General features: G+C 64.8%; 21 protein-coding genes. 10 read left to right on the forward strand and 11 right to left on the reverse strand.

All coding sequences use genetic code 11. The features are described from left to right. Positions 1 to 95: 95 nt before the first annotated feature. The 3 genes from JLZ96_RS00385 to JLZ96_RS00395 form a co-directional block, all read right to left on the reverse strand. Positions 96 to 1,769 carry a DEAD/DEAH box helicase gene (locus tag JLZ96_RS00385; protein ID WP_032366175.1) on the reverse strand — a complete coding sequence of 558 codons (1,674 nt, stop codon included), beginning with the start codon at positions 1,767 to 1,769 and terminating at the stop codon, positions 96 to 98. Positions 1,770 to 2,049: 280 nt separating this feature from the next. Then, positions 2,050 to 3,006: a M56 family metallopeptidase gene (locus tag JLZ96_RS00390; protein ID WP_032383817.1), complete on the reverse strand. Its 957-nt coding sequence runs from the start codon at positions 3,004 to 3,006 to the stop codon at positions 2,050 to 2,052. A gap of 23 nt (positions 3,007 to 3,029) precedes the next feature. After that, positions 3,030 to 3,446: a BlaI/MecI/CopY family transcriptional regulator gene (locus JLZ96_RS00395; protein ID WP_032366177.1), complete on the reverse strand. Its 417-nt coding sequence runs from the start codon at positions 3,444 to 3,446 to the stop codon at positions 3,030 to 3,032. A gap of 194 nt (positions 3,447 to 3,640) precedes the next feature. Here JLZ96_RS00395 and JLZ96_RS00400 point away from each other — a divergent pair, with 194 nt between their 5' ends. Together JLZ96_RS00400 and JLZ96_RS00405 are read left to right on the forward strand one after the other, a co-directional pair. Continuing rightward, positions 3,641 to 4,942 (forward strand): esterase family protein, encoded by a 1,302-nt coding sequence (locus JLZ96_RS00400; RefSeq protein WP_032370569.1) that lies wholly within the window; start codon positions 3,641 to 3,643, stop codon positions 4,940 to 4,942. A 101-nt stretch (positions 4,943 to 5,043) separates the two neighbouring features. Next, positions 5,044 to 7,566: a bifunctional lysylphosphatidylglycerol flippase/synthetase MprF gene (locus tag JLZ96_RS00405; RefSeq protein ID WP_201010617.1), complete on the forward strand. Its 2,523-nt coding sequence runs from the start codon at positions 5,044 to 5,046 to the stop codon at positions 7,564 to 7,566. Positions 7,567 to 7,575: 9 nt separating this feature from the next. Here JLZ96_RS00405 and JLZ96_RS00410 read toward each other — a convergent pair whose 3' ends face one another. From JLZ96_RS00410 to JLZ96_RS00420, 3 genes are read right to left on the reverse strand one after another with little or no spacing between them, the layout of a single operon-like run. Then, the gene (locus tag JLZ96_RS00410; RefSeq protein ID WP_201009326.1) at positions 7,576 to 8,445 is read right to left on the reverse strand and encodes an ABC transporter ATP-binding protein; all 870 of its coding nucleotides are present in this window, start codon (positions 8,443 to 8,445) and stop codon (positions 7,576 to 7,578) included. Further along, positions 8,442 to 9,545, reverse strand: a complete 1,104-nt coding sequence (locus JLZ96_RS00415) for an iron chelate uptake ABC transporter family permease subunit (protein WP_236253797.1) — start codon at positions 9,543 to 9,545, stop codon at positions 8,442 to 8,444. The genes JLZ96_RS00410 and JLZ96_RS00415 overlap by 4 nt, the downstream gene beginning before the upstream one ends. Next, entirely contained in the window at positions 9,542 to 11,017 is a 1,476-nt protein-coding gene (locus JLZ96_RS00420) for an iron chelate uptake ABC transporter family permease subunit (protein WP_080729245.1), read from the reverse strand. Before JLZ96_RS00420 ends, JLZ96_RS00415 begins: the two co-directional genes overlap by 4 nt. A 222-nt stretch (positions 11,018 to 11,239) precedes the next feature. Between JLZ96_RS00420 and JLZ96_RS00425 the strand changes: the two genes are divergently transcribed. The 8 genes from JLZ96_RS00425 to JLZ96_RS00460 all read left to right on the forward strand — a co-directional run bounded on the left by JLZ96_RS00425 (position 11,240) and on the right by JLZ96_RS00460 (position 18,445). Continuing rightward, positions 11,240 to 11,962 (forward strand): hypothetical protein, encoded by a 723-nt coding sequence (locus tag JLZ96_RS00425; RefSeq protein WP_228139410.1) that lies wholly within the window; start codon positions 11,240 to 11,242, stop codon positions 11,960 to 11,962. Positions 11,963 to 12,184: 222 nt separating this feature from the next. Continuing rightward, complete coding sequence (locus JLZ96_RS00430; protein ID WP_027497142.1) at positions 12,185 to 12,646, forward strand: PaaI family thioesterase; 462 nt, start codon at positions 12,185 to 12,187, stop codon at positions 12,644 to 12,646. A gap of 5 nt (positions 12,647 to 12,651) precedes the next feature. Continuing rightward, positions 12,652 to 13,923 (forward strand): DUF6986 family protein, encoded by a 1,272-nt coding sequence (locus JLZ96_RS00435; protein ID WP_201009327.1) that lies wholly within the window; start codon positions 12,652 to 12,654, stop codon positions 13,921 to 13,923. A gap of 50 nt (positions 13,924 to 13,973) precedes the next feature. Continuing rightward, positions 13,974 to 14,606 (forward strand): urease subunit gamma, encoded by a 633-nt coding sequence (locus JLZ96_RS00440; protein WP_048320343.1) that lies wholly within the window; start codon positions 13,974 to 13,976, stop codon positions 14,604 to 14,606. After that, positions 14,606 to 16,327, forward strand: coding sequence for an urease subunit alpha (locus JLZ96_RS00445; protein WP_027497140.1), 1,722 nt, complete (start codon positions 14,606 to 14,608; stop codon positions 16,325 to 16,327). The genes JLZ96_RS00440 and JLZ96_RS00445 overlap by 1 nt, the downstream gene beginning before the upstream one ends. After that, positions 16,327 to 17,016, forward strand: coding sequence for an urease accessory protein UreF (locus tag JLZ96_RS00450; RefSeq protein ID WP_052073775.1), 690 nt, complete (start codon positions 16,327 to 16,329; stop codon positions 17,014 to 17,016). Before JLZ96_RS00445 ends, JLZ96_RS00450 begins: the two co-directional genes overlap by 1 nt. Before the next feature lie 61 nt (positions 17,017 to 17,077). Next, entirely contained in the window at positions 17,078 to 17,782 is a 705-nt protein-coding gene (ureG, locus tag JLZ96_RS00455; protein ID WP_032370566.1) for an urease accessory protein UreG, read from the forward strand. Positions 17,783 to 17,785: 3 nt separating this feature from the next. Then, positions 17,786 to 18,445, forward strand: coding sequence for an urease accessory protein UreD (locus JLZ96_RS00460; protein ID WP_201009328.1), 660 nt, complete (start codon positions 17,786 to 17,788; stop codon positions 18,443 to 18,445). A 91-nt stretch (positions 18,446 to 18,536) separates the two neighbouring features. Here JLZ96_RS00460 and JLZ96_RS00465 read toward each other — a convergent pair whose 3' ends face one another. The 5 genes from JLZ96_RS00465 to dapA form a co-directional block, all read right to left on the reverse strand. After that, a complete protein-coding gene (locus JLZ96_RS00465; RefSeq protein ID WP_032366182.1) occupies positions 18,537 to 19,940 on the reverse strand; it encodes an NAD(P)/FAD-dependent oxidoreductase in 1,404 nt (467 codons plus the stop codon). A 113-nt stretch (positions 19,941 to 20,053) separates the two neighbouring features. Beyond that, positions 20,054 to 20,854 (reverse strand): HugZ family protein, encoded by an 801-nt coding sequence (locus tag JLZ96_RS00470; protein WP_201009329.1) that lies wholly within the window; start codon positions 20,852 to 20,854, stop codon positions 20,054 to 20,056. A 99-nt stretch (positions 20,855 to 20,953) separates the two neighbouring features. Continuing rightward, the gene (locus JLZ96_RS00475) at positions 20,954 to 21,514 is read right to left on the reverse strand and encodes an isochorismatase family protein (RefSeq protein ID WP_201009330.1); all 561 of its coding nucleotides are present in this window, start codon (positions 21,512 to 21,514) and stop codon (positions 20,954 to 20,956) included. Between the two features lie 32 nt (positions 21,515 to 21,546). Then, positions 21,547 to 23,928, reverse strand: a complete 2,382-nt coding sequence (locus tag JLZ96_RS00480) for an excinuclease ABC subunit UvrA (RefSeq protein WP_201009331.1) — start codon at positions 23,926 to 23,928, stop codon at positions 21,547 to 21,549. A gap of 71 nt (positions 23,929 to 23,999) precedes the next feature. After that, positions 24,000 to 24,938 (reverse strand): 4-hydroxy-tetrahydrodipicolinate synthase, encoded by a 939-nt coding sequence (gene dapA, locus JLZ96_RS00485; RefSeq protein WP_236253798.1) that lies wholly within the window; start codon positions 24,936 to 24,938, stop codon positions 24,000 to 24,002. Between the last annotated feature and the right edge of the window lie 9 nt (positions 24,939 to 24,947).

Here is a 24,947-nt window from a genome sequence, read left to right on the forward strand (position 1 = left end):
TACGAAGAAAAAGGTGCCGCATTCGCGAAGAATGCGGCACCTCGGGGTTCGAGCGACGAAGCCCGTCCAATCAGGACTTCGCCTCGAACAATGGATCAGTGGCTGCGTGCAGGCCCGTCGAAACCGTCGTACGAACGACGCTCGGTGCGGCTACGGAACCCACCCGATCGGTTCTCGTCCTGGCGCGGGGCGGATGCGGGACGACGGTTGTCCGAGCCACGGTTGTCCGAGCCGCGACCTTCGTAACCGCGACCCTCTGAGCCGCGGTACGAGCTCGAGTCGGAGCGACGCGGGCGGTCACCCTGGTAGCCGCCTTCGCTGCGCGGGTTGGATCCCTGGTAGCCGCCGGTGCGAGGGCTCGATCCCTGGTATCCCGTGCGGGGACGGTCACCCTGGTAGCCGCCTTCGCTGCGCGGGTTGGAACCCTGGTAGCCACCGCTGCGGGGGTTGGACCCCTGGTAGCCACCGGTGCGCGGGCGGCTGTTGCGATCACGCGGGGTGGATTCGGCACGCAACGGCTCACCGGTCGGCTTCTTGGCTCCGGTGATGCTGTTGAGTTCGGCCGAACCGGGGGAGACGTTGACCGCGGTGGCCTTGACGCCGGCCATCCCGGTCAAACGCAGAACCTGACGACGCTGATTGGGGAGCACGATCGCGACGACGGTGCCCTTTTCTCCAGCGCGTGCCGTGCGGCCGGCGCGGTGCAGGTAGTCCTTGTGGTCGGCGGGCGGATCGACGTGTACGACCAGGTCGATTCCGTCGACGTGAATTCCGCGGGCCGCGACGTCGGTGGCCACGAGCACAGGGGTGCGACCGTTCTTGAATCGCTCGAGCACTCGGGTGCGCTGGTTCTGTGCCTTGCCGCCGTGCAGCGACTCTGCAGCGATGCCGAGGGCGCGCAGGCGATCGGTGATGCCGTCGCAGCCCAGCTTGGTGCGCGCGAACATGATGGTGCGGCCGCCTTCACGGGCACCGATCTCCGAGAGCACCAGATCCTTCTGGCCGCGGTCGACCATGAGGACGTAGTGGTCCATGGTTCGGACGCTGGCCTTGCCGTCCTGGGTGGAGTGCTCGACGTGGTCGGGCAGGAACTGGCGAACCAGTGACTGGACCTCGCGGTCGAGGGTGGCCGAGAACAGCATCCGCTGTCCGTCTGCGGGTGTATCGGCGAGTACGGCGCGCACCTCGGGCAGGAAGCCCATATCGGCCATCTGATCGGCCTCGTCGAGCGCGGTGATCTCGATGGAGTCGAGGATGCAGGTGCCCTGACGCAGGTGATCTGCCAGTCGTCCCGGAGTGGCGACCAGTACGTCGACTCCGCGGCGAAGCTGCTCGACCTGCTTGTTGAACGGGGTGCCGCCGACGGCAGGCATGACCCGGAGGCCCTGTGCGTTGGCGTAGGGAGCGAGCGACTCGACTACCTGGAACGCGAGTTCGCGGGTGGGAACCAGTACGAGCGAACGCGGGCGCTTGGCGGCCGGTCGATCGGTGTGCAGCGACAGGCGCTGCAGAATCGGCAGGCCGAAGGCGAGGGTCTTGCCCGAACCTGTCTGCGCGCGACCGAGGACGTTCTTGCCGGCGATGGCGTCGGGAAGCGCCTTTTCCTGGATGGGGGACGGCACGGTGATCGAGTTACGAGCGAGAGCCGCGACGACTGCCTCGGGCAGACCGAGCTCGGCGAATGTGAACGCCGGTGCCGCTGCGGGCGTCGGTACGGCCGTCGAGTCGGACTCGGGGGAAACGGTGGTATTGGAAACAGCGTTGGTCACGCAGTAAAGCCTCTCCGGATTGCGGGCACGCCAATAAGCCCGAAGCTGAGAGACCCGACGAGAAGGGAAACACGAAAAACAGCCAGAACACATTGATACGAGCCAGGGCACTGTCACCTGGCCATCGGTACGCAGGTCGAACCTGCATAAAGTGGGGCTGTTTGTGCCATTTCGATTGCTTGGTCGCGATGGCGACCGAGTTCTACTGTACGGGACGTACCGCCATTTGTTCACCCGGATGGGTGTGACCTGCGTGACCCCTCGGTGTGGTGGCCTTCGATCAGCCGAGGAGCTTGCTCAGCTCTTCGAGCCACGGCATCGCGACGTAGATGGTCGGCAGCACGAGTATGACGACGGCGGCCAGATATGCCACAGCGGCGATCCGGACATCGCTGCCCGGCCCGCTCAACCGCTGGACGCGAATGAGTGTGTGCGGTCCGCCGGCTGCCATGGCACCCCGCGGTGCGGTGGATCCGGCGCACGTCACGAGTGCGCGCGCGAGAGGGGTGGGTCCGGTGACCTTGACCGCCGTGTCATCGGCCAGCAGTTCGACCAACAACTGAACGCTGCTCAGGGCGGACTTGCTACGAACAATTCTGGGGAACGCCTCGTTGACCGCGGTGAACGCTTCCAGCACGAGGTCGTGCCGGGATCGTAGGTGTGATCGCTCGTGACTGAGGATCGCGGTCACCTCCGCTTCGGAGAGGCTGGCAAGCGTTCCGCGGCTCAGCACCACCCGCTGCCGTAGTCCGGGCAGGCAATACGCAATCGGTTCCGCCGCGTCCAGAACCCGGATGTCTGCATCACGCAGGCCCCTGAACGGATTGTCGCTCTTGTCGGTCCGGTCGAGCAGATCGACCAACATGCGATGACGGGAGCGGCGACGGCGGGTACGCACCGCCACCTGAGCCACCGAGAACATCAGTTTCGCTCCGATGCCCAGAGTGATCGCGAGCACTACCACGTACAAGGTCCACAGAGGCAGGCCCAAGGCGTCGATCTCGTCGGTCGGAGCCGTGGTCGGACGGCCGTCGGGGCCCGGCACGAGCAGCAATCCGCCGATTGCCAGGCCGGAACTGAAGGCCGACAACACGGCCGCGAGAGCGATGGCCTGCCACAGCACCAGAGCAGCGCGAGGCGACCGGTAAGGCCAGCTCGCACGGGCGAGCATCGCCGGCACAGGTCCAGCCAGGATCAGCGCGAGTATCGCGAATACCAGCGCAGTGGTGGAGTTCATGTCCTCACTTACTACGAGGAGCCTCAGTCCGTCGGACGGCCTTCTGCAGCAGAAGGTGACTCTGTCGTCGATTGTGCCACTTCCAGCGCCGCGAGTGCTTCACGGAGGGCGGCGGCCTCATCTGCTCCGACCTGCCCGACGAAGTGCACGAGGGCGGCTGCACGACCGCCGGAGGCGGGGGCCTGGGACAACGCGTCGACCATCAGGCTCGCGACCAACTCGTCGCGACCATGGACCGGGGCGTAGCGGTGAGCTCGGTCGTCGCGCTGCTGGACGACCAAACTTTTCTTCGCCAGACGCTGCAGGACCGTCATCACGGTCGTGTAAGCGAGTTCACGATGAGTCGCAAGGGCCTCGTGTACCTGACGAACGGTCTGCGGCTCCGTCGATTCCCACAGATGGTCCATTACTGCGCGTTCCAATTCACCAAGGCCAGCCATTCCTCCGAGTCTACGGCCAGTCCGACGCGGATGCGTACTACTCGTAGTAGTAACTACCGTCCGAGTGCTGTGGTCTCGGTCATAGCCGCGGTCGAGTGGCGTCGGCGGGTCGTGACCGTGAGCGGGTCCGTGGGCATACTCTGTCGAGAGTTGGTGCCGCTGGGCCGAGTCGGAAAGATGAGTGGAGACCTCGCGTGAAGTGGTTCGATTCACTGTCGTTGCTCGATGGGCCACTGCCGGTGATCGTGTCCGTGCTCGGCGCCGCCGGCGGACTGTGGTTGCTGGTCTCGAGGTCGCGTCGGTACGCCAGGCGTGCGCTGCCGATCGCTGCCACCGCGGCGATCGTCGTCACGGCCATCGGTTACGTAGTGGTCGAAAAAGTATGGCGTCCGTTCCCCGATCCGATCGACATGTCGATCTACGTGTGGATCGGGGTGGGTGTGGCTGCCCTGTTCGCACTCGTACCACGGTCGATCGCTGCCCGCGGCGTGGTCGGCACAGTGGTGTCGGTGCTGGCGGCGGTACTCGTGGTGGCAACGTCTGCTCTGCACGTCAACCTCGAATTCGATGCGTATCCGACCGTGGGAAATGCGCTCGGTGTCGAGTCGGCCGAGCGCATAGCGTTCTCGGACGTGCCGCCTCCGGTCTCCGACACCGTCACCGGCACACCCCTGGAATCTGCCTGGTCCGCACCTGCCGACCTGCCTTCCGCCGGCCGCGTCACCTCCGCCACCATTCCTGCCACCGCGTCGAACTTCACGGCGCGAGACGCCCAGATCTACCTACCGCCGGCCTATTTCGCCGATCCCCGTCCGCTCCTTCCTGTCCTCGTACTACTCGCCGGCCAGCCCGGCGCACCCGAAGACTGGTTCAACGGGGGCAAGCTCGCCGAGACCATGGACAACTTCGCGCGTGATCATGCCGGTCTGGCACCGGTGGTGGTCGTGGCCGACGGCACCGGCTCGTCGATCGCCAATCCGCTCTGCGTGGATTCGACACTCGGCAACGCGGCCACCTACCTCGCACGTGACGTTCCCGATTGGATCGACAACTCCCTGCAGGTGGATCGCAACCGTGCTCATTGGGCGATCGGCGGATTGTCCTACGGCGGAACGTGCTCGATACAGATGGCCACCAATCATCCCGAGGTCTATCCCACGTTTCTCGACCTGTCGGGTCAGCGCGAGCCGACCCTCGGCGATCGAGATCGAACCGTGCAGCAGGCGTTCGGCGGCAACGCCGCAGCGTTCACCGCGATCAACCCTCTCGACCTGCTCAAATCGCGTCGATACCCGGACTCTGCCGGTATTTTCGTCGTGGGGTCCGAGGACAAGGATTACCAACCGGGCCAGCAGGAGATGTACGACGCGGCGAAGGCCGCTGGAATGGATGTGCAGTACGTGGAGGTACCAGGGGGACACAGCTTCGCGGTGTGGTCCGAAGGCTTACGTCGAGAACTGCCGTGGCTGGCTACGAGAACAGGACTGACGGCGTGAACACCGACGAGTCGGGGAGTCCGACGGAAGCGATCGATGCTGCGGCACCGACGTGGATGTCCGAGAAGGTGGCCGTCGTGAGATCCGCCGCCTCGGCGACGATGCGGCAGTCGCGGCGATTGTGGTCGCTGATCCTGTTCGGTGCCGTGGGTGCCCCGGTCAGCTTCACCCTGCTCGCCGTGGTCTGGCTTTCGGGGATATATGCCGTCGTGTCGGACGGCCGTGGTCAGGTCGACAGGTACTTCGCGGTCGGCATCGTCCCGTTCGAGCACTGGCATCTCTGGACGCCGCTGACATCTGGTCTGGCAGCGCCGAATATCGCGGGCTGCGTGGTGGCGACCGTTGCGGTGCTCCTCGCTGCTGCCCCGATCGAACGTCGTATCGGTTCCCGTCGGTTCGCGGTAGCCGCATTCGTGACGCAGGTTGCGGGGTCGTTGTTCGGGCTGGGCCTGGCCGTGCTGGCGAAGACCGTCGACGAGGATTGGGGTTTCCGCCTCCACGTAGGTACGGCCGTGGGCCCGACGACATGGGTCTGTGGCGTTGTGCTGGTTGCCACGTCGCGGATGGACACGCTGTGGCGCAGGCGGATTCGCGTCGGACTGCTGACCCTTCTGGTGACCCTGGCCTTGTTCGGCGGTCATCTGCAGGACGTCGTTCGGTTGGCGGCAGCGGTGATCGGTCTGATCGTGGGCCCGTGGATCGTCGGCCGGTCGGCGCGCGGTCCGAGATTGGCGGGAACGCAGCGTGAAGGACGTGTCCTGGTCGCGCTGATCGTCGCCGCCAGTGCCCTGGGTCCGGTGCTGGCGGCCTTGAGCCCCAATGCCGTGGGGCCGTTCGCGGTGCTTCGCGACGTGGTTCGCGGTGTGCCGTACACAGCTGCCGAGGTTCGTGAGATCTGCGCCGATACCACGACCGATCCGGTGGAATGCCGCCGCGGGCTGCTCGACCTCAGGCTGGGCGGAGTCGGACCGACGATCCTGAGCATCATGCCGTCGCTGTTCCTGTTGGTGGTCAGTGACGGTTTGCGCCGCGGTCGACGGTTCGCGTGGGCGATGGCAGTGATCTCGCAGGTGGTTCTGCTCGCGCTGTCGGTGGCGAACTACGCCATCCGATTCCTCGAAGCCGGTGACGACGAATCGTTGTTCTACGGGCTGGAATCTCCCACTGCCTACCGCACTGCCGTGCCCTTCCTTCTGCCCCTGATCGTCCTGCTGGTCCTGATCGTCACTCGGAAGTTCTTCGACGTGTCGGCACCGGCTGGCACGTACCGACGCTGGGCCGCGTCCGTCGTGGCCGCCGTAGTAGGACTCGGCCTGATCTACGCGATCGGCGGCTATCTCGGTCGCGGCGGTTTCGCCGACTCGCCGTCCTTCGGCGGACTGCTGATCGATTTCCCGCAGAGGCTGGTTCCGCCGGTCTATCTGCAGTGGCTCGAGCCCGCCCTTCTACCCCAGAGCATCCCGACCACCTTGCTGTTCGAGTGGACCGGCGTCGTGTTCTGGGTCGTGGTGTGCGTGCTCACGATCAGCACCTTCCTCACACCGGTGTACGGCCCGGAGACCGATGCCACCGAACGGGCTCGCAGCGTGCTGATGTCGAGCAGCGGCTCGGCGCTGTCGTGGATGACGACCTGGCGCGGGAACAAGTACTGGTTCAGCGCCGACGGCCGCAGCTACGTGGCGTATCGCGTGATTTCCGGCGTGGCTTTGACCACCGGTGACCCTGTCGGGCCGCGAGAATCATTGCGAGACAACGTGGTCGAGTTCGCCGAGTTCGCGTCGAAGAACGGGTGGATTCCGTGTTTCTACTCTGTCACGCCGGCCGTCCGGCGCATCACCGATTCTCTGGGATGGGGCGGGATCCAGGTCGGTGAGGAGACCGTGCTCGATCTGGACGGAATAGCGTTCACCGGCAAGCGGTTCCAGGATGTTCGTACTGCGCTCAATCGAGCGAAGAAGGCAGGCGTCGTCGCGGAGTGGATTCGGTTTCCCACCGCTCCTCTGGCCATCACCGATCAGATCACCGCGATCTCCGAGGAGTGGGTGGCAGACAAGGGGATGCCGGAGATGGGCTTCACCCTCGGCGGTCTCGAGGAGGTCGACGACGAGAACGTGCGATGCCTGATTGCCGTCGACGAACATCGAACCGTGCACGGGGTCACGTCGTGGATGCCCGTCTACGAGGACGGCGTCATCGTCGGGTGGACGCTCGATTTCATGCGGAGACGATCGGAAGGTTTTCGGCCGACAATGGAGTTTCTCATCGCCTCTGCCGCCCTGCTCCTCGAGCAGGAGGGAGCCAGGTTCCTGAGCCTGTCCGGTGCACCTCTGGCCAAAGTCGACGAGAAGCAGCCCGAGCACGTGTCCAGCGCCGAGCAGTCGACGCTGTCCGGCTTGCTCGAACGGTTGCTCGATGTACTCGGGCGCACCCTCGAACCTGTATACGGGTTCCGGTCTCTGCTGGCATTCAAATCCAAATTCCAGCCGCGCTACGAGCCGATGCACATGACGTTCGCCGATCCGGCCGCCCTGCCCAGTATCGGCAACGCAATCGGCCGGGCCTACCTGCCCGACGTGTCCATCGGTCAGGGCTTCAAGCTCGTCCGAACGATGATCGAGCGGTGACGCTCTGCGCTAGACGGCCCGCGAGTCCGGTGTCCCGGAACGCCTGTCCGACTTCACCGGACCACCGACCGACCCGTACACGTGGCGAGTTCCGATCGGAACGATGAGCGGGCGATCCGACATGGGATCGTCGATCACGGCTGCCTCGAGTCCGAACACGTCGAGCAGTAGTTCCTCCGAGATGACGTCCTGAGGGCGACCCGACGTGACGATGATTCCTTGCTTCATGACTATCAACTGGTCGCTGTATCGCAGTGCGAGGTTGAGATCGTGCAACACCATGACAATGGTGCGGCCGAGCTCCTCGTGCAGGCGATCGACGAGGTCGAGTACCTCGATCGAGTGGGCGAGGTCGAGGTAGGTGGTCGGCTCGTCCAACAGCAGGATGTCGGTGCCTTGCGCCAGTGCCATCGAAATCCAGGCGCGTTGCCGTTGACCACCGGACAGCTCGTCGACGGGACGGTCGGCGAGGTCGCCGACGCCGGTGAGTTCGAGTGCGTTGGCCACTTCTGCCTCGTCGTCCGAGCTCCACTGCCTTATCCACGACTGATGGGGGTGACGACCGCGCGAGACCAGATCGGCGACGGTCAGTCCTTCCGGAGCAGTAGGTGCCTGCGGCAGCATGCCCAGGGTTCGGGCAACCTCTTTTGTCTTCATCGAGGAGATCGCCCGGCCGTCGAGCATCACGCTTCCGGCCTTGGGCTTGAGCAGGCGTCCGAGCGACCGCAACAGGGTAGACTTGCCGCAGCCGTTCGGGCCGATGACGGTGGTGATCACCCCGGTGTGAATCGCGAGGTCGAGGTGCTCGATGATGGTCCGGTCGCCGTAACCGAGGCTGAGATCGTCGGCGACCAAACGCGAGGCGTGGCTGATTGTCATACGGAAGCCTTTCGATTACTGCGCACGAGAAGGTACAGAAGGAACGGTCCACCGAGTGCCGAGGTGACGATGCCGACCGGCAGTTCCACCGGCAGGATCGTCCGCGCGATGAGATCACTCGCCACTACCAGCAGTCCGCCCAGTAATGCCGAGGCGATGATCGGCGGTCCTGGGGTTCGAAGGAGCCGTACCGCTATCTGCGGGGCTGCCAGTGCGACGAACGCGATCGGTCCGGCCGCAGCCGTGGCAACGGCAGCGAGTGCGACGGCGGCGAGCAACATCACGGCTTGGCTGTGCTGCAACCGCACTCCGAGCGATCGTGCATTGTCGTCACCCAGACGCAGTGCTCCCAGCGTGAACGTCGACACGATGGTTGCGCCCCCGACGACGACGACGGCGACAGCGACCGGCCACACCGTCGACCAGTTGGCTCCGTTGAGAGAACCGTTGAGCCAGACCTGCGCGCGCGACACGTCGTTGATGTCGGCGCTGATCAGCAACCACCCGATGACGGCCGTGAGCATGGCGTTGACGGCGATTCCCACCAGAATGAAGCGAAAGCCGTCGACGCCTTTCCGCCAGGCGAGTGAGTAGATCGCTATTGCGGTGAGTACTCCGCCGATCAGCGCTGCCAGTGGCAGACCGAGGGTGGCGAGCAGACCGCTGAAGGTACCGCCGCCGCCCAGCACAATCAGTGCGACGGCTGCAGCGCTGGCACCGGCGGTGATGCCGAGAATGTCGGGGCTGGCGAGCGCGTTCCGAGAGATGGATTGCGTGATCGCACCGGAAATTCCCAGGGCCGCTCCGACGAGCAAGCCCGTCAACGACCGGGGCAGGCGTAGGTCCATGACGATGAACCGTTCGATCCGCGTTCCGCCGCCGAGCAGGACATCGAGCACCTGTGGGATCGACAGCGGAAAGTCGCCGCGGCCGATGTTGACACACATGACGAGAATCAACGCGGCAGCCACGAGGACGGTGGTGACGACCATCAGTGGACGGCGGACGAGGGACACCCGCCCCAGGCGAACGGCGGGCCGCGCGGGCACGGTGCCGAGACCGGCCGTGGAGGGTTCGGGGGACCGGATCTCGGCGGTCACAGGCTCGCCAACTTTCTACGGCGTACCAGTGCGATGAAGAACGGCGCGCCGAAGAGTGCGAGGACGATGCCCACCTGCAACTCGCCCGGGCGCACCACGACGCGTCCGATGACGTCCGCGATCATCAGCATCACGCCGCCCATGAGGCCCGCGTAGGGCACGAGCCAGCGGTAGTCGGGTCCGGTCACAGCTCGGGCGATGTGCGGAACGACGAGGCCGACGAAGGCAATGGGCCCGCAAGCGGCCGTTGCCGCTCCGGTCAGCAGAGTGATGGCCAGGATTCCGACGGTTCGGGTGACCGCGATGTTCGTTCCGAGGGACCGCGCAACGTCCTCGCCCAGGCTCATGACGTTCAGGCCCGGGGTGCTGGCGAGTGCGATCAGCACACCGAGAATTAGGAAGGGGAGAACCTGCCACAGCACGTCGAGCCCCCGACCGGCGACCGATCCGACCACCCAGAAGCGGTAGCCGTCGAGGCTCGTCTGGTCGAGCAACACGACGGCATTCGTCATCGCGGAGAGGAAGAACGCGACACCCGCGCCCGCCAGGGCGAGGTTGATCGGACTCGATCTGCCCGACCCGATGGACGACAGACCGAACACCACGACGCTCGCCACTGCCGAACCCGCGAACGCGAACCACAGGTACTGGCTCGGAGAGGTGAACCGGAACAGGTAGATGGCCATGACGACGAAGAACGCAGCCCCGGAATTGAGGCCGAGCAAGCTGGCATCGGCCAGCGGGTTGCGCGTATGTCCCTGGATGAGGGCACCTGCGATACCGAGCGCGATGCCGACCACCAACGCCAGCACCGTTCGGGGGACACGCAAGGTCCGCACGATGATGTCGGTGTCCGTGCCGTTCGAATCGATCAATGCATGGGCGATCTCGGCGAACGTCAGTGGTCGGGCACCGATGGCGATGCTCGCAAAGATGCCGGCGGCCAGAGCGACGACCAGCACTGCCAGGCCGAGCAATCTGCGTCGGCGAATGGCGGCAACCGAACCATCCTTGGGAATGGGCTCGAAATCATCCGCTGCAGCGGTCTTCTCGCGCACGACCTCCGAACTGGACCGGCCGAGACCGAACTGGCGACGGAGAGCTCGACGGACACCGACCGGGCCGGTGGTGTCGGTGTCGCGGAGCGTCAGACTCATCCACCGTCTACCTGTGCTCTGCCCCTCGTTGCCATCGCGGTAGCCGCGGTTCCAGACGAACAAGGCGACGGCCACCGAAACAGAAATGGCTCCGAACACGACACGGTCGGCCTGGCCACCGCCGTTGTCGTCGCGAAGGGCGTCGACGATCGACCACCCGATGAACAACGGCACGAGCACGATCAGCGCGTCGATCCCCGCGGCTGCGATGCGTGTACTCCGCGGTGCGGGCCCGGTGGGCACGTCCTCGGTCCCGTATCGCTCGTCGGGCGAGCGACGCGAGCCGTGGGGGCCGAGTAGCGGAGCTGTGGTCACTGGGGTCGTGACTCCTCGCTGGATCGAAGGGACACGGTTTAGGTTACGGAACCCTTGCTCGCCGTGCGACACGAGGTAAGGGTAGCGGTGCCTGACTCGGCAGCCGGATCTGGTTAGGCTAACCTACATCCATTGGTCGACGGTGGGGCGAGTTCACCGGTCACGAACAGAAGGAGCGTTCAGGTGTCAGTTGCAACTGCGGCATTCACGGGCTGGGCCGATGTGCACCGATTCTCGGACCGATCCGGTGGGCACGCTCTGTTGGCCGAGTCGTGTTCCACTCTGCGCGCGCTCAATCCCGACTATCCGAGGATGTACGCGGTGGCCGCCATGGCCGACGAGGGCAAGCGGCGTTGGTGGCAGCTGTCGGTCGGTCTCGACGACGGTCGCGTCGAGCAGATGTACCGCCGTTCGCTCGAGGATCTCGAAGTGCCGCACGCTGCGGCGGTGCAGGTGGCGACTGCGCTGATTCATGCGGTGGTCGGGCGGGTTGCAGCACTGCTCGTGCTCGAAGCGCGTGCCTGGGATCCGGGCATCGAGAACTTGTGGATCCATATGGACAGCGACGGGGGAATCGATTGGGCGGGTGTTGCGTCTCCCATCTTGCGAGTGCTGCCGGAGGATCCGGCTGCGGGCGAGCCCGGAACCGTGACGTTGCCCTGCGAACAGGCTCTTCTCGTCTGGACCGCGCATCGGTGCCTGACGTCTCTCGGGTCTGTCTATCGCGCGATCAGTGAGCGGGCTCCTCTGGATGCTCGCGTTTTCTGGGCGCTGGTGGGTGACGCGATCCTCGGTGCGTCGACGTACGTCCCGATCTTGGCCGGGACCGGCCCCTCCGCCGGAACGCGGCGCGGCCAGTTACTGCTCGACGCGATGGTCGCTGCCGGCGCGCCCGTGCGATCGCGAGTCGGAGTCCCGGGCCGGCAGCGGCTACGCGCGTCATGAAGGTCTTGCGTCGGAACTGAGGTATGCCTATGCTAATTTCATACCAACGGACCGCGCCGGAGACCTGAGGGCTGCAGTGTCTCCCGGTCCTTGCCACGGTGGGCCTCTCGTTCGACTCGAACGAGAGGCCCACCGATTTTCTCGGGCGGAGTGTCGTGTATTTCTGGTCATGGGTCGACTGCAGTCGGCGAACATTCTCAGTACGCGACCGGAAGCGGAGCAATGACCGATTCGAACGGCACCACCGAAGCGAGCCCCTTCGAGACCCTCACCCCGGAACAGTTGACCGAACTCTGCGGACGCGGATTCGACGGTGTGGTCGGACTGACCTACCGAGAAGTGACCGGCGACGTCGTTCGCGCAGAGTGGGATGTCACCCCGCAACTGCACCAGCCGGCCGGGATCATGCACGGTGGTGTTCTGTGCGCCGTGGTGGAATCGGTTGCCAGCATCGGTGGATCGGCCTGGTTCGGTTCGCGCGGTCATGTCGTCGGGGTGAACAACAGCACGGACTTCCTGCGAGCAACGCGCTCGGGCTCTCTTGCCGCGCACGGACATCCGATCCATCGAGGCCGCACCCAGCAACTCTGGCAGGTCGACATCTCCGACGAGGGCGGCCGCCTGGTGGCACAGGGCAAAGTGCGGCTGGCGAATATCGAAAACACAGCACGTCTGGGACAGTGAAGCCCATGACCGGACACGACGATGTCGTTCCCCCTTCCGCCGGCGGTGCGCTGACCGACGACGCGTTCGCCCGCATCGAAGCACTCTTCGAGCCCATCGACGTCGATCTGGCGCAGCACTATCCGGGAGACCGGATAGGCGGGCAGCCCTCCCACACTGTCTACGTCCCGGCCTCCGAGGCGTCCGAGAACATCCCGACCGCATGGGGAACCGCAGCCCTCGGCCTGCTCGATGCGCATCCCGAGGTCTTCGCCGGCCTCGGCACCACCGATGCTCTACCGGTGGTACGGGACCGGCTGACCGCAGCACCGATCCAGGACCTCAGGTTCGATTTCGAGGACGGCTACGGGTGGCGCTCGGACGCCGTCGAGGATCGTCACGCCGCGGGAGCAGGTGCAGCGTTGGCTGCGCTGGCACGTGACACGGCGGGCCCGTCGTGGCTGGGCATCCGTGCGAAAGGCCTTGCCGCTCATGAGCGTCGGCGTGGCATTCGAACCCTGGAACTCGTCCTGGACGGGGCCGGGGGAGTGCCCGACGGGTTCGTGTTCACAGTGCCCAAACTCCGCGCGGTCGAGCAGGTTTCGGCCGTGGTCGCGTTGTGCGAAGAACTCGAGCGGGCTCACGGTCTTCCCGATCGGGCACTCCGTTTCGAGTTGCAGATCGAAAGCCCGCAGGCCGTGATCGGTGCCGACGGTACGACGACGTTGGCGCGTGCGATAGCCCGCGCGGATGGTCGCTGCACGTCGCTCCACTACGGCACCTACGACTACAGCGCGGCGTGTGGAATCACATCGGCGCAGCAATCTCTGGCTCATCCGGTGGCAGACCATGCCAAGAACGTCATGTTGGTTGCGGCAGCGCAGACAGGCGTGTGGGTGTGCGACGGGTCCACCCAGGTGGTTCCGACCGGTAGCTCCGAACAAGTGGCAGCGTCGGCGCGGCGCCACTTCGATCTGGTGACCAGATCCCTCGAGCGGGGCTTCTACCAGGGGTGGGACATGCACCCCGGTCATCTGGTGACGCGGTGGTTGGCCACGTTCGAGTTCTTTCGTCACGCGATGCCCGTCGCCGCAGCTCGGCTGGGCAACTACCTCGATCGTCGCGGCGGAGATGTGATGGACGAGCCGGCGACGGCGCAGGCTCTCGCGGGCGTATTGGTACGCGGCCTGGACGCGGGCGCGTTCGGGGTCACCGAACTGCAGGACGTGGCCCCTTCTGTCGACCGAAATGTCCTGCGGGGTCTGCTCGATCGGTCGGTCACCGTGCCCTTGGGCTGACTGCGTGTCAGAATTGCCGAGCATCATCACCGATCGGACGGAGAACCTACATGCGGTTGTCTCCGCACGAGCAGGATCGACTGCTCGTCAGCTACGCCGCCGAACTCGCGCGGCGGCGCCGTGCTCGCGGCCTGAAACTCAATCACCCCGAGGCGATCGCGGTCATCACCGATCACCTCCTCGAGGGTGCTCGTGACGGAAAGTCCGTGGCCGAGCTGATGGCGTCGGGCCGGGAAGTGCTCACGGCCGACGACGTACTGAGTGGTGTGCCCGAACTGCTTCCCGAGGTGATGGTGGAAGCGACGTTTCCCGACGGAACGAAGCTGATCACTGTGCACGAGCCGATCTCGCCCGAGCGCGGAGACGGCCATCTGGTTCCGGGTGAGATCTTCACCGTCGCAGGAGATATCGAGATCAACGATGGCGCCGAATCGATCACCTTGACGGTGGTGAACGGCGGCGATCGACCGGTGCAGGTGGGAAGTCACGTGCATCTTCCTCAAGCGAACGCCGCCCTGCAGTTCGATCGCGATCGCGCCTACGGGTGTCGGCTCGACATTCCGGCCGGCACTGCCGTGCGCTTCGAGCCGGGCATCGAGCAGACGGTGCAACTCGTGCCCCTCGGTGGGACCCGCGAGGTATACGGCTTGAGCATGACACCTCCAGGAAAGTTGGACAGCTGATGGCGCGTATGAGTCGCAGTCGATACGCCCAGTTGTTCGGCCCCACGACGGGTGATCGGATTCGGTTGGCCGACACCGACCTTCTGATCGAGATCACCGAGGACAGAAGTGGTGGTCCGGGCAAGGCCGGCGAGGAAGCGGTGTTCGGCGGCGGCAAAGTGATCCGTGAGTCGATGGGCCAGTCACGTGCCACCCGGGCAGACGGTGCCCCGGATACCGTCATCACCGGAGTGGTCGTCGTCGATTACTGGGGAATCATCAAGGCAGACCTCGGTATTCGCGACGGTCGGATCGTTGCGCTCGGAAAGGCCGGCAATCCCGACACCATGACCGGCGTTCATCCGGATCTCGTGATCGGACCATCGACCGAGATCATCGCGGGCAACGGAAAGATCGTCACGGCCGGCGGCATCGATTGCCATGTGCACCTCATCTGCCCGCAGATCAAGGAAGAAGCCCTGGGCGGCGGCATCACCACGGTGATCGCGGGTGGTACCGGGCCCGCCGAAGGGAGCAAGGCAACCACCGTCACCCCGGGTGCCTGGCATCTGTCCAGGATGCTCGAATCTCTCGACGACTGGCCGATGAACATCGTGCTGCTCGGCAAAGGCAACACGGTCAATCCCGATTCGATGTGGGAGCAGTTGCGCGGCGGCGCTTCGGGATTCAAGTTGCACGAGGATTGGGGGTCGACTCCCGCCGCGATCGACGCGTGCCTGCGAGTGTGCGACGAGGCGGGAGTTCAAGCGGCTCTTCACTCCGACACCCTCAACGAGGCCGGATTCGTCGAGACCACCCTCGCTGCGATCAACGGCCGTGGAATACACGCTTATCACACCGAAGGTGCAGGCGGCGGACACGCTCCCGACATCATCACCGTTGCCGCGCAAGCACACGTGCTGCCCAGCTCGACCAATCCGACGCGTCCGCACACCGTGAACACGTTGGACGAGCATCTCGACATGTTGATGGTGTGCCATCACCTCAGTCCGAGCATTCCGGAGGATCTGGCGTTCGCCGAGAGCCGCATTCGGCCGTCGACCATCGCGGCCGAGGACTTGCTGCACGACATGGGAGCGATCTCGATGATCGGCAGCGACGCCCAGGCCATGGGACGTATCGGTGAGGTGGTGCTGCGAACCTGGCAGACAGCTCACGTCATGAAGGCGCGGCGCGGATACCTGCCCGGGGACAACGGTGCCGACAACAATCGGGTCAGGCGATACGTCGCGAAGTACACGATCTGTCCGGCCGTGGCCCACGGTCTCGATGCGGAGATCGGGTCGATCGAAACGGGCAAGCTCGCCGATCTGGTGTTGTGGGATCCGGCCTTCTTCGGTGTGCGTCCGCACATGGTCATCAAGGGCGGCATGATCGCGTGGGCCGCGATGGGCGACGCCAATGCATCCATTCCTACGCCGCAACCCGAGCTGCCGCGGCCGATGTTCGGAGCGTCACCCAAGGCAGCCGCTGCGACGTCGCTGCATTTCGTTGCGCCACAAGCGATCGAGGACGGTCTGGCCGATCGCCTCGCGTGCGATCGCCGTCTCGTTCCGGTTGCGAACGTGCGCGGGATCAGGAAAGCCGATATGCCGCTCAACGATTCGCTTCCGGAGATCGAAGTCGATCCGGACACCTTCACCGTGCGTATCGACGGCGAGGTATGGAAGGAACAACCGGCGTCCGAATTGCCGATGGCGCAACGGTATTTCCTCTTCTGATGGCCCTAGGATCCCTCTCGTCGACTGCGTCGTCGTACGCTGCACGTCGACAGGTCACAACCCTTCTCTCGCTTGCAGATTCGCGACTTCCCACCGGTGGGCACGTCCATTCCGGGGGAGTCGAAGAAGCGATCGCATCAGGTTTCGTGCGCGACATCGATACCCTCGAAGCATTTCTGCGTCGACGAATTCGGACGTCGGGAGCCACGGCGGCATCCATCGCGGGTGCGGTTGTTCTCGGCTCGTTGGATACGGATGCGGCCGACGCCGAGTGCGATGCCCGGACGCCGTCGCCGGCAGTGCGAGCTGCGTCGCGAGCTCAGGGTCGGGGGCTGCTCAGGTTGGCCAAATCAGCATGGCCGCATCATGATTGGCAGTCCATCGGCCGGCGGCCGCATCTGGCCGTCGCGGCCGGGCACGTGGGACTCGCAGCCGAGCTGTCCGTCGCCGACACCGCGGCTGTGCAGGTGTACATCACCATGACCGGCTCGGCGATCGCGGCGCAACGTCTGCTTGCGCTCGACCCCGCCGAGGTTGCCTCGTGCACCATTCGGTTGGGGGACTTCTGCGATGAAGTGGCCGACGCCGCGTGCGCATCGCTTCCGGTTCTGATGGAGCTGTCCGATCCGCTGCTGGACATGTTCGCGGAAGCCCACGCCGTCCGCGATCGCCCATTGTTCGTATCCTGAATTCACGACCGCTGACACGGTTCTCGACCGCAGTACCGTTTTCTCGACCGAAGGAGATGTCATGCCCCCGCACCTGATCGACGGTGAGCCCCACGACCACGGGTTGGACCGACCCAAGCGCACACGGGTCGCAGGCGATGCTTTGCGTGTGGGAATCGGCGGACCCGTCGGGTCGGGCAAGACCGCCTTGGTGGCCGCCTTGTGCCGCCAGCTCCGCGACGAGCTGTCTCTGGCCGTGCTCACCAACGACATCTACACCACCGAGGATGCCGACTTCTTGCGGCGGCACGCAGTGTTGCCGGACGAGCGCATCACGGCCGTGCAGACAGGCGGCTGTCCGCATACCGCGATACGCGACGACATCACCGCCAATCTCGACGCGATCGACGACCTGATCGAGAACAACCCCCCTCTCGACCTGATTCTGGTGGAGTCCGGCGGCGACAATCTCACCGCCACGTTTTCGTCCGGTTTGATCGACGTCCAGATTTTTGTCGTCGACGTCGCGGGAGGAGACAAGGTGCCTCGTAAGGGTGGTCCCGGCGTGACGTTCTCCGACCTGCTCGTCGTCAACAAGACCGATCTCGCGCCGTACGTCGGTGCGGATCTGGGTGTCATGGAGCGCGACGCCGCGCAGGTGCGCGAGGGTCGTCCCACGGCCCTGATCTCTCTCACGGACGATCCCGCAGCAACGACGGTGCTCGGCTGGGTGCGTGAGCAATTGAAGGTCATCGCCGACGCCGACGCACACGACCACGCGCACTGAACGATGCACACCGAGCTCCGCATCGACGCGAGTCGTCGACGCAGTCCCCGCATCACATCGGTCGGCGGACTCGCAGGTAGGCAGACGGGGCCCGACACCGTCCACTTGATCGGCACCGCGGCCACGCCTCTCGGCGGAGACACCATCAGCGTCAGGATCTCGGTGGCTGCCGGCGCTCGTCTGGATGTGCGCAGTGTGGCGGCGTCCTTGGCGATGCCCGGTGCAGCACAACGTCATTCGTCGGCGCACTGGCACGTCGAGCTGGGGGCGGGGGCGTCACTCGTCTTCGACCCCGAGCCGATGGTTGTCGTGTCCGATGCCTCTCACACGGTGCTCAATGTCATCGAATTGGAACAAGACTCCGATCTGTGGCTGCGTGAGCGCGTACAGATCGGCAGGCTCGACGAGGTGGCGGGACAGTGGGCGAGTTCGATGCACTGCGATGTGGGAGGTACGCCGCTGTTGCGCCACCGGGTGGAACTGGGGGAGGGGACGGTGGCGCACGACGGGTTGTCGGCACCGATGTCGATGTCCAGCACGCTTCGCTATCCGGACAGCCGGGATTCCGAGGTCGATCTGGCGGGCGGCACCGTGCGCTTGGCCTTGGCTGGGGGTGGCTCGCTGAGTACCTCCGTCGGTCATCGCCTTCAGTCGACCCGATAGATCGGGCAGGGCAGAAAGAAAGGGCTCCGTCCGACGATGTGCGTCGGACGGAGCCCTTTCTGCTTCGCTTACCTTGCGGGTGCTGCGTGAATCAACCCGCTGCTTTTTCGCGTTCCTCTTCGACCTCGGCCGTCCGCTTGTTCACGTCGCCCGCTTTCTCGAGAGAGTTCAGTTGTTCGATGGCAAGCCGCGCGAACACCTGCTGCTCCGTCGATGCCATCTGAGCACGGCCTCTACCGAGGAACGTGACGAACCAGGAAATGACCGTGGTGATACGGCTGCGGTACCCCACCAGGTAGTACAGGTGGAGGGCGAGCCACATGAGCCATGCGATGAAGCCACCGAACTCCAGCTTGCCGACCTTCGCCACCGCATTGAAACGCGACACCGTGGCCATGGAGCCCTTGTCGAAGTACTTGAAGGGTGCTCGCTGGGTGGGGTCGTCCTGCCCCTTGACCGATGCCTTGATCAGCTTGGCGGCGTAGGTGGCACCCTGGATCGCACCCTGCGCCATGCCGGGAACGTCCTTGACCGACATCAAGTCGCCGATGACGAAGACGTTCGGATGACCCTTGACAGTCAGATCCGGTTCCACCAGAACTCGGCCGGCGCGGTCCGTCTCCGAACCCGACTGGTCGGCCAGCTGCTTGCCGAGCGGGCTGCCCTGCACACCCGCGGACCAGACCTTGCACTGAGCCTCGATACGACGCGTCGTTCCGTCTTTTTCCTTGACGGTCAGGCCGTCGTTGTCGACGTCGGTGACCATCGCGTTGAGTTGGATCTCGACACCGAGCTTCTCGAGCCGTTCGGCTGCCTTGCGGCCGAGCTTCTCGCCCATCGGGGGAAGGACGGCCGGTGCGGCGTCGAGCAGGATGACGCGCGCGTCGCGGGGATCGATGTTGCGGAACGCTCCGTCGAGGGTGCGGTCGGCGAGTTCTGCGATCTGCCCTGCGAGTTCGACACCCGTCGGACCTGCTCCGACGACGACGAACGTCATCAGGCGGTCCTTCTCCTCTTGGTCGTCGGAGAGTTCCGCCTGCTCGAAGGCTCCAAGGATGCGTCCGCGCAGTTCGAGTGCATCGTCGATTGTCTTCATGCCGGGCGCGAACTCGGCGAAATGGTCGTTACCGAAGTACGACTGCTGGGCACCGGCGGCCACGATCAGGCTGTCGAACGGGGTGACGGTGACGCGCTCGAGCAACTTGGACGTGACCGTCTTGGCCTCGAGGTCGATGTTCAGCACGTCGCCCAGCAACACCTCGGCGTTCTTCTGCTTGCGCAGGATGACGCGGGTAGTGGGAGCGATCTCACCGACGGACAGAATGCCTGTGGCCACCTGGTAGAGCAGCGGCTGGAATAGGTGGTGGGTCGTCTTTGCGACGAGGGTGATGTCGACGTCGGCCTTCTTGAGCGCCTTGACGCCGAACAGACCTCCGAACCCGGAACCGATGACGACGACACGGTGACGCTTCGATTCGACCGGTTGGATGCTCATTACCTGCTCCCTAGACGTTGCGATGTAGCCACAACGGTAGTCGCCCCGGGGCGGAGCGTCTCGCCAAGGGCCCAGCTACCGGTCGACGTGCAGCTCTCGCTGTCGCTGGGGAACTACGGGGCGGTAGCCGACCTCTTGGCCAGTTCGACCGTTGCAGCGCGCAGCTCGTCCGCGGAATCGATGGGCTCGGAGTAACCGACTCTGGTGTAGGCCACACCGCGCGGTGTGTGGACGTTCAGATCGAGGCCGTATCGATCTGCGGCCGTACACGTCGCCGAGGTCGCGTCCGGGTAGCCACCCAGCTTTCGGGCCATGGCCAACAGTGACGTCGCATGGTCCGCGTTGAGGTGCTCGACGGCGTAGGCCGAGGACGGGGACACGGGATCCGGGGACGCCGTGGAGTACGCGTCGGCCGTCGCCGAATCCATTCGGCCGTACCCGCCGACCCATCGAACCCGATGCACTCGCATGACCCAGAGCGTGAAGTCGCTGTAATCCACGTAGTACTTGGCGGCCGGCACCGCGTCGAGATGCGCTTGTCGTGCGGCAGTGAGCTCGGCTCCTGCCGGTCGCTCGACCACCCCGGCCAGCGTGATGCGGCCCGAGGCCAGCGGGTCCGTCTGTGACTGGGGTGCAACGATCGACAGACTCGCTCGTGGATCACCGTCGAGATTTCGACCATGCTCCGCCATCCGCGACACGCACAGCACGGGTGCGCCGTCGAGCAAGCCGTATGTCACGAACGACGCCCATGGATCGCCGTCGGCGGTCAGGCTGGCCAGCGTCGCGATATTGGTGGACGCAGCGATCGTGCGCGCCTCCTCGGCCGCCGACGGACGACGGTCCGCGACCACCGGAGACAGGGGAGGGGGAACGGACGGGGCGTCGCCGGGATCGCCGTGATCGAGTGCCATGGGCGGCAGTCTACGTTCGTCCCGGAACGAGATGGTGTGCGTGCGTGACCGGGTTGCCGATCAGCACGAGTCGAACAGAGCAACAATAGGAGCGTCAGGCTAGCGGCCGACGAACGTGACGTCCTCTGTGGCGACGGCCGATGCGGTTCGGCCGGGTGCGGTCTGGTTGTCCCAGTACATGTTCGTGTGCGCGATGACCTGCTGCGGTGTGGGCAGGGCGGGGTCCGGCAGGTTCTCCGTCGTGTGGGCATCGCTGACCAGAGTCACGTCGTACCCACGAATCAGAGCTCCGTGCAGAGTCGATCGCACACAGAAGTCCGTTTGCGCGCCGGCAACCACCACATGCCCCACTTCGGCATCGGCGAGCACCTCCTCCAAGGACGTGCCCTCGAAGGCGTCTCCATGCTTCTTGTGCACCAAGGCGTCTCCGGCGTCGATCGGAAGTTCCTCCACGAGTTGCCAGCCCGGGCTGCCGGACACGAGCTCGCGGTCAGAGGAATGTTGCACCCAGATCACCGGTGTGTCGGTCTTTCGCGCTCGCGAGACCAGTTGCACCATGTTGTCGACGACGCGAGTGCGATCGTGGGCGGCCGCCATGACGTCGTTCTGGACGTCGACGATCAGCAGCGCAGTTGCAGGGCGGTCGGGCAGGGTCGTCACGTCGTCTCCATCGAGTGCTCGGTTCTGGTCAGCTATCCGACGTACGCGGCCAGGTGCTTCGCGGTCAGTGTGGATCCGTCCGCCACCAGATCTGCGGGGGTGCCCTCGAAGACCACGAGGCCGCCGTCGTGCCCGGCCCCAGGGCCGAGGTCGATGATCCAGTCGGCGTGGGCCATGACGGCCTGATGGTGCTCGATGACGATCACCGACTTACCCGAATCGACCAGGCGGTCGAGCAACCCGAGCAGTCTGTCCACATCGGCGAGGTGTAGCCCGGTGGTCGGCTCGTCGAGTACATACACCCCACCCTTCTCGGCCATGTGTGTCGCGAGCTTGAGTCGTTGCCGTTCGCCGCCCGACAGAGTCGTCAGCGGCTGGCCGATCTTCAGGTAGCCGAGTCCGACGTCGTTGAGCCGTTGCAGAATCTTGTGTGCCGCAAGCAGTTTCGCTGGTCCGTCGGAGAAGAAATCCTCGGCCTCGGCCACCGACATGGACAGTACCTCGTCGATGTTTCGGCCGCCGAGATGGTACTCGAGTACCGAAGCTTGAAACCGTTTGCCCTCGCACACCTCACACGTCGTGGCGACGCCGGCCATCATGGCGAGGTCGCTGTAGATGACTCCCGCCCCATTGCACGTCGGGCAGGCACCTTCCGAATTGGAGCTGAACAGAGCGGGTTTGACCGCATTCTCCTTCGCGAAGGCTTTGCGGATGGGTTCGAGCAGACCCGTGTAGGTCGCGGGGTTGCTCCGCCTCGATCCGCGGATGGCACCTTGATCGACCGAGACCACATCGTCGGTGCCCGAGAGTGACCCGTGAATCAGCGAGCTCTTACCGGAGCCCGCCACTCCGGTGACAACGACCAGCACCCCGAGTGGAACGTCGACGTCCACGTCTCGCAGATTGTGCGAATCCGCCCCTCGAATCTCGAGCACCTCCGAGAACTCGCGAACCGAATCCTTGAGACTCGCTCGGTCGTCGAAATGGCGGCCGGTGACCGTATCGCTCTGTCTCAGTTGGTCGACGGTGCCTTCGAAGCAGACATGTCCGCCCGCGCTGCCGGCACCGGGCCCCAGGTCGACGACATGGTCGGCGATGGCGATCGTTTCCGGCTTGTGCTCCACGACGAGAACGGTGTTTCCCTTGTCTCGCAACTGCAGAAGAAGGTTGTTCATCCGTTCGATGTCGTGGGGGTGGAGACCCGTCGTCGGCTCGTCGAACACGTAGGTGACGTCGGTCAACGACGAGCCGAGATGTCGAATCATCTTCGTGCGCTGCGCTTCTCCGCCTGACAGTGTGCCCGACGGCCGATTCAGGCTCAGGTAGCCGAGGCCGATCTCCACGAACGAGTCCAGGGTCTCGCTCAGCGTCGTCAGCAGCGGTGCCACCGACGGTTCCTTCAGGCCTGCGACCCACGTGGCCAGATCGCTGATCTGCATCGAGCAGGCGTCGGCGATGTTGATGCCCTTGATCTTCGACGATCGTGCACCCTCGTTGAGCCGCGTTCCGTCGCATTCGGGACACGTGGTGAACGTGATCGCACGCTCCACGAACGCCCGGACATGCGGCTGCATCGCGTCGACGTCCTTCGAGAGGAACGACTTCTGGATCTGAGGGATCAGGCCGGAATAGGTCAGATTGATGCCCTCGACCTTGATCTTCGTGGGCTCTCGATACAGCAGATCGTCGAGCTCTCTCTTCGTGTATTTCGCAATGGGTTTGTCGGGGTCGAAGTAACCGCAGCCGCGAAAGATCCTGCCGTACCAGCCTTCCATGCTGTAGCCGGGAATGGTGATGGCGCTCTCGTTGAGCGATTTGTCGGCGTCGTACAGGGCTTTGAGGTCGAAGTCGCTGACCGAGCCGCGTCCCTCACAGCGCGGACACATTCCACCGGTGACGGAGAAGGACTTCTTTTCGGTGGTCTGACGACCTCCCTTGTCCACCTTGTAAGCACCTGCACCGGAGACCGATGCCACGTTGAACGAAAAAGCCTGTGCAGAGCCGATATACGGCTTCCCCACTCTGCTGAAAAGAATGCGAAGCATGGCATAGGCGTCGGTGGCGGTTCCGACGGTGGAGTGGGGATTGGCACCCATTCGCTGTTGATCCACGATGATGGCCGTGGTGAGCCCGTCCATCACATCGACGTCGGGCCGCGCGAGAGTCGGCATGAAGCCCTGAACGAAGGCGCTGTAGGTCTCGTTGATCATGCGCTGGGATTCGGCCGCGATGGTGCTGAAGACGAGGGAGCTCTTTCCGGACCCGGAGACACCGGTGAACACCGTGAGGCGTCGCTTGGGAAGTTCGACGCTGATGTCGGCGAGATTGTTCTGCCGCGCGCCCTGTACTCGAATCAGATCGTGACTGTCGGCGGCGTGCGCTGCCGATTTCTGCGTGACCTTGGTCGTCGCCATGCTCGCGGTGTCTCCTGATCGTCACGGCAACCGAAACCGAGAAGGTCGATTGCACCGAGGTATGTGTGCGATCACGCTAGTCGTATCGGAACGCGCATGCTTCTCGATTCCTGATCGATTCCTGTCAGCGCCAACGCATGGGTCAGACGCTGCAGATCTGCGGCGGACGATTCGAGCAACGGACGTCGCACCGTGGCTTCCGCCAGCACCCCGATGGCGACCAAGGCTGCCTTCACCATGATCGCTCCCTGCGTGGTGCGCATGACGGCATCGACGAGAGGAAGTAGCGATCGTTGTATTGCGTTCGCTCTGGTCAGATCGCCGGAGCGGACAGCGTCGGCGAGATCGGCGTAGCGGTCGGCGACGACGTTGCCGACCACACTCACCGAACCCGTTGCACCGCAACACAGATAGGGCAGTGTGAGTTCGTCGATACCGCAGTAATAGGCCAGGCCGGTTTCAGCCATGACGTTCATCGCCTCGTACAGGTCGCCTTTCGCGTCCTTGACCGCCGTGATCGAGGTGTGCCGCGAGAGTTCGACCAGCGTCGACGCCTCGATCGGCACGCCGGTCCGAGCCGGCACGTCGTACACCATGACCGGGAGCGCTCCGGCATCGGCGATGGCGACGATGTGATCGGCGATGCCGGCCTGCGTGGGGCGCGAATAGTAGGGGGCGGTGACGAGCAATGCGTCGGCCCCTGCATCGGCGGCACGTCGCGCCGACTCGATCCCGGCGGAGGTGTCGTTGGTACCGACACCCGCGATCACGCGCAGGGCGTGGCCCGAGAATTCGCGCGTCGCCGTGATCAGATCGGTCTGCTCACGCGGCGTGAGAGTCGGCGCCTCCCCGGTGGTGCCGGCGACGACGACGCCGTCGCACCCGGTCGCGAGCAAGTGGGTCAGCAAGGCGTCCGTGCCGGTGCGGCTCACCTGCCCATCGGCGTTCATCGGTGTGCACAGGGCAACCACGTTGGTGCCGAACGTCGATGTGGCCGAAGGAGTGGACATGTTCATCGT

It is taken from the genome of Rhodococcus sp. NKCM2511, assembly GCF_014905595.1.
Lineage (GTDB): Bacteria > Actinomycetota > Actinomycetes > Mycobacteriales > Mycobacteriaceae > Rhodococcoides > Rhodococcoides fascians.

Bases quoted from the DNA above. Each gene is read 5' to 3' on its own strand.
- JLZ96_RS00390 (WP_032383817.1), bottom strand. From the start codon at position 3,006: ATGAACTCCACCACTGCGCTGGTATTCGCGATACTCGCGCTGATCCTG.
- JLZ96_RS00395 (WP_032366177.1), bottom strand. From the start codon at position 3,446: ATGGCTGGCCTTGGTGAATTGGAACGCGCAGTAATGGACCATCTGTGG.
- JLZ96_RS00405 (WP_201010617.1), top strand. From the start codon at position 5,044: ATGCGGCAGTCGCGGCGATTGTGGTCGCTGATCCTGTTCGGTGCCGTG.
- JLZ96_RS00410 (WP_201009326.1), bottom strand. From the start codon at position 8,445: ATGACAATCAGCCACGCCTCGCGTTTGGTCGCCGACGATCTCAGCCTC.
- JLZ96_RS00430 (WP_027497142.1), top strand. From the start codon at position 12,185: ATGACCGATTCGAACGGCACCACCGAAGCGAGCCCCTTCGAGACCCTC.
- JLZ96_RS00435 (WP_201009327.1), top strand. From the start codon at position 12,652: ATGACCGGACACGACGATGTCGTTCCCCCTTCCGCCGGCGGTGCGCTG.
- JLZ96_RS00440 (WP_048320343.1), top strand. From the start codon at position 13,974: ATGCGGTTGTCTCCGCACGAGCAGGATCGACTGCTCGTCAGCTACGCC.
- JLZ96_RS00445 (WP_027497140.1), top strand. From the start codon at position 14,606: ATGGCGCGTATGAGTCGCAGTCGATACGCCCAGTTGTTCGGCCCCACG.
- JLZ96_RS00450 (WP_052073775.1), top strand. From the start codon at position 16,327: ATGGCCCTAGGATCCCTCTCGTCGACTGCGTCGTCGTACGCTGCACGT.
- ureG (WP_032370566.1), top strand. From the start codon at position 17,078: ATGCCCCCGCACCTGATCGACGGTGAGCCCCACGACCACGGGTTGGAC.
- JLZ96_RS00460 (WP_201009328.1), top strand. From the start codon at position 17,786: ATGCACACCGAGCTCCGCATCGACGCGAGTCGTCGACGCAGTCCCCGC.
- JLZ96_RS00465 (WP_032366182.1), bottom strand. From the start codon at position 19,940: ATGAGCATCCAACCGGTCGAATCGAAGCGTCACCGTGTCGTCGTCATC.
- JLZ96_RS00470 (WP_201009329.1), bottom strand. From the start codon at position 20,854: ATGGCACTCGATCACGGCGATCCCGGCGACGCCCCGTCCGTTCCCCCT.
- JLZ96_RS00480 (WP_201009331.1), bottom strand. From the start codon at position 23,928: ATGGCGACGACCAAGGTCACGCAGAAATCGGCAGCGCACGCCGCCGAC.
- dapA (WP_236253798.1), bottom strand. From the start codon at position 24,938: ATGTCCACTCCTTCGGCCACATCGACGTTCGGCACCAACGTGGTTGCC.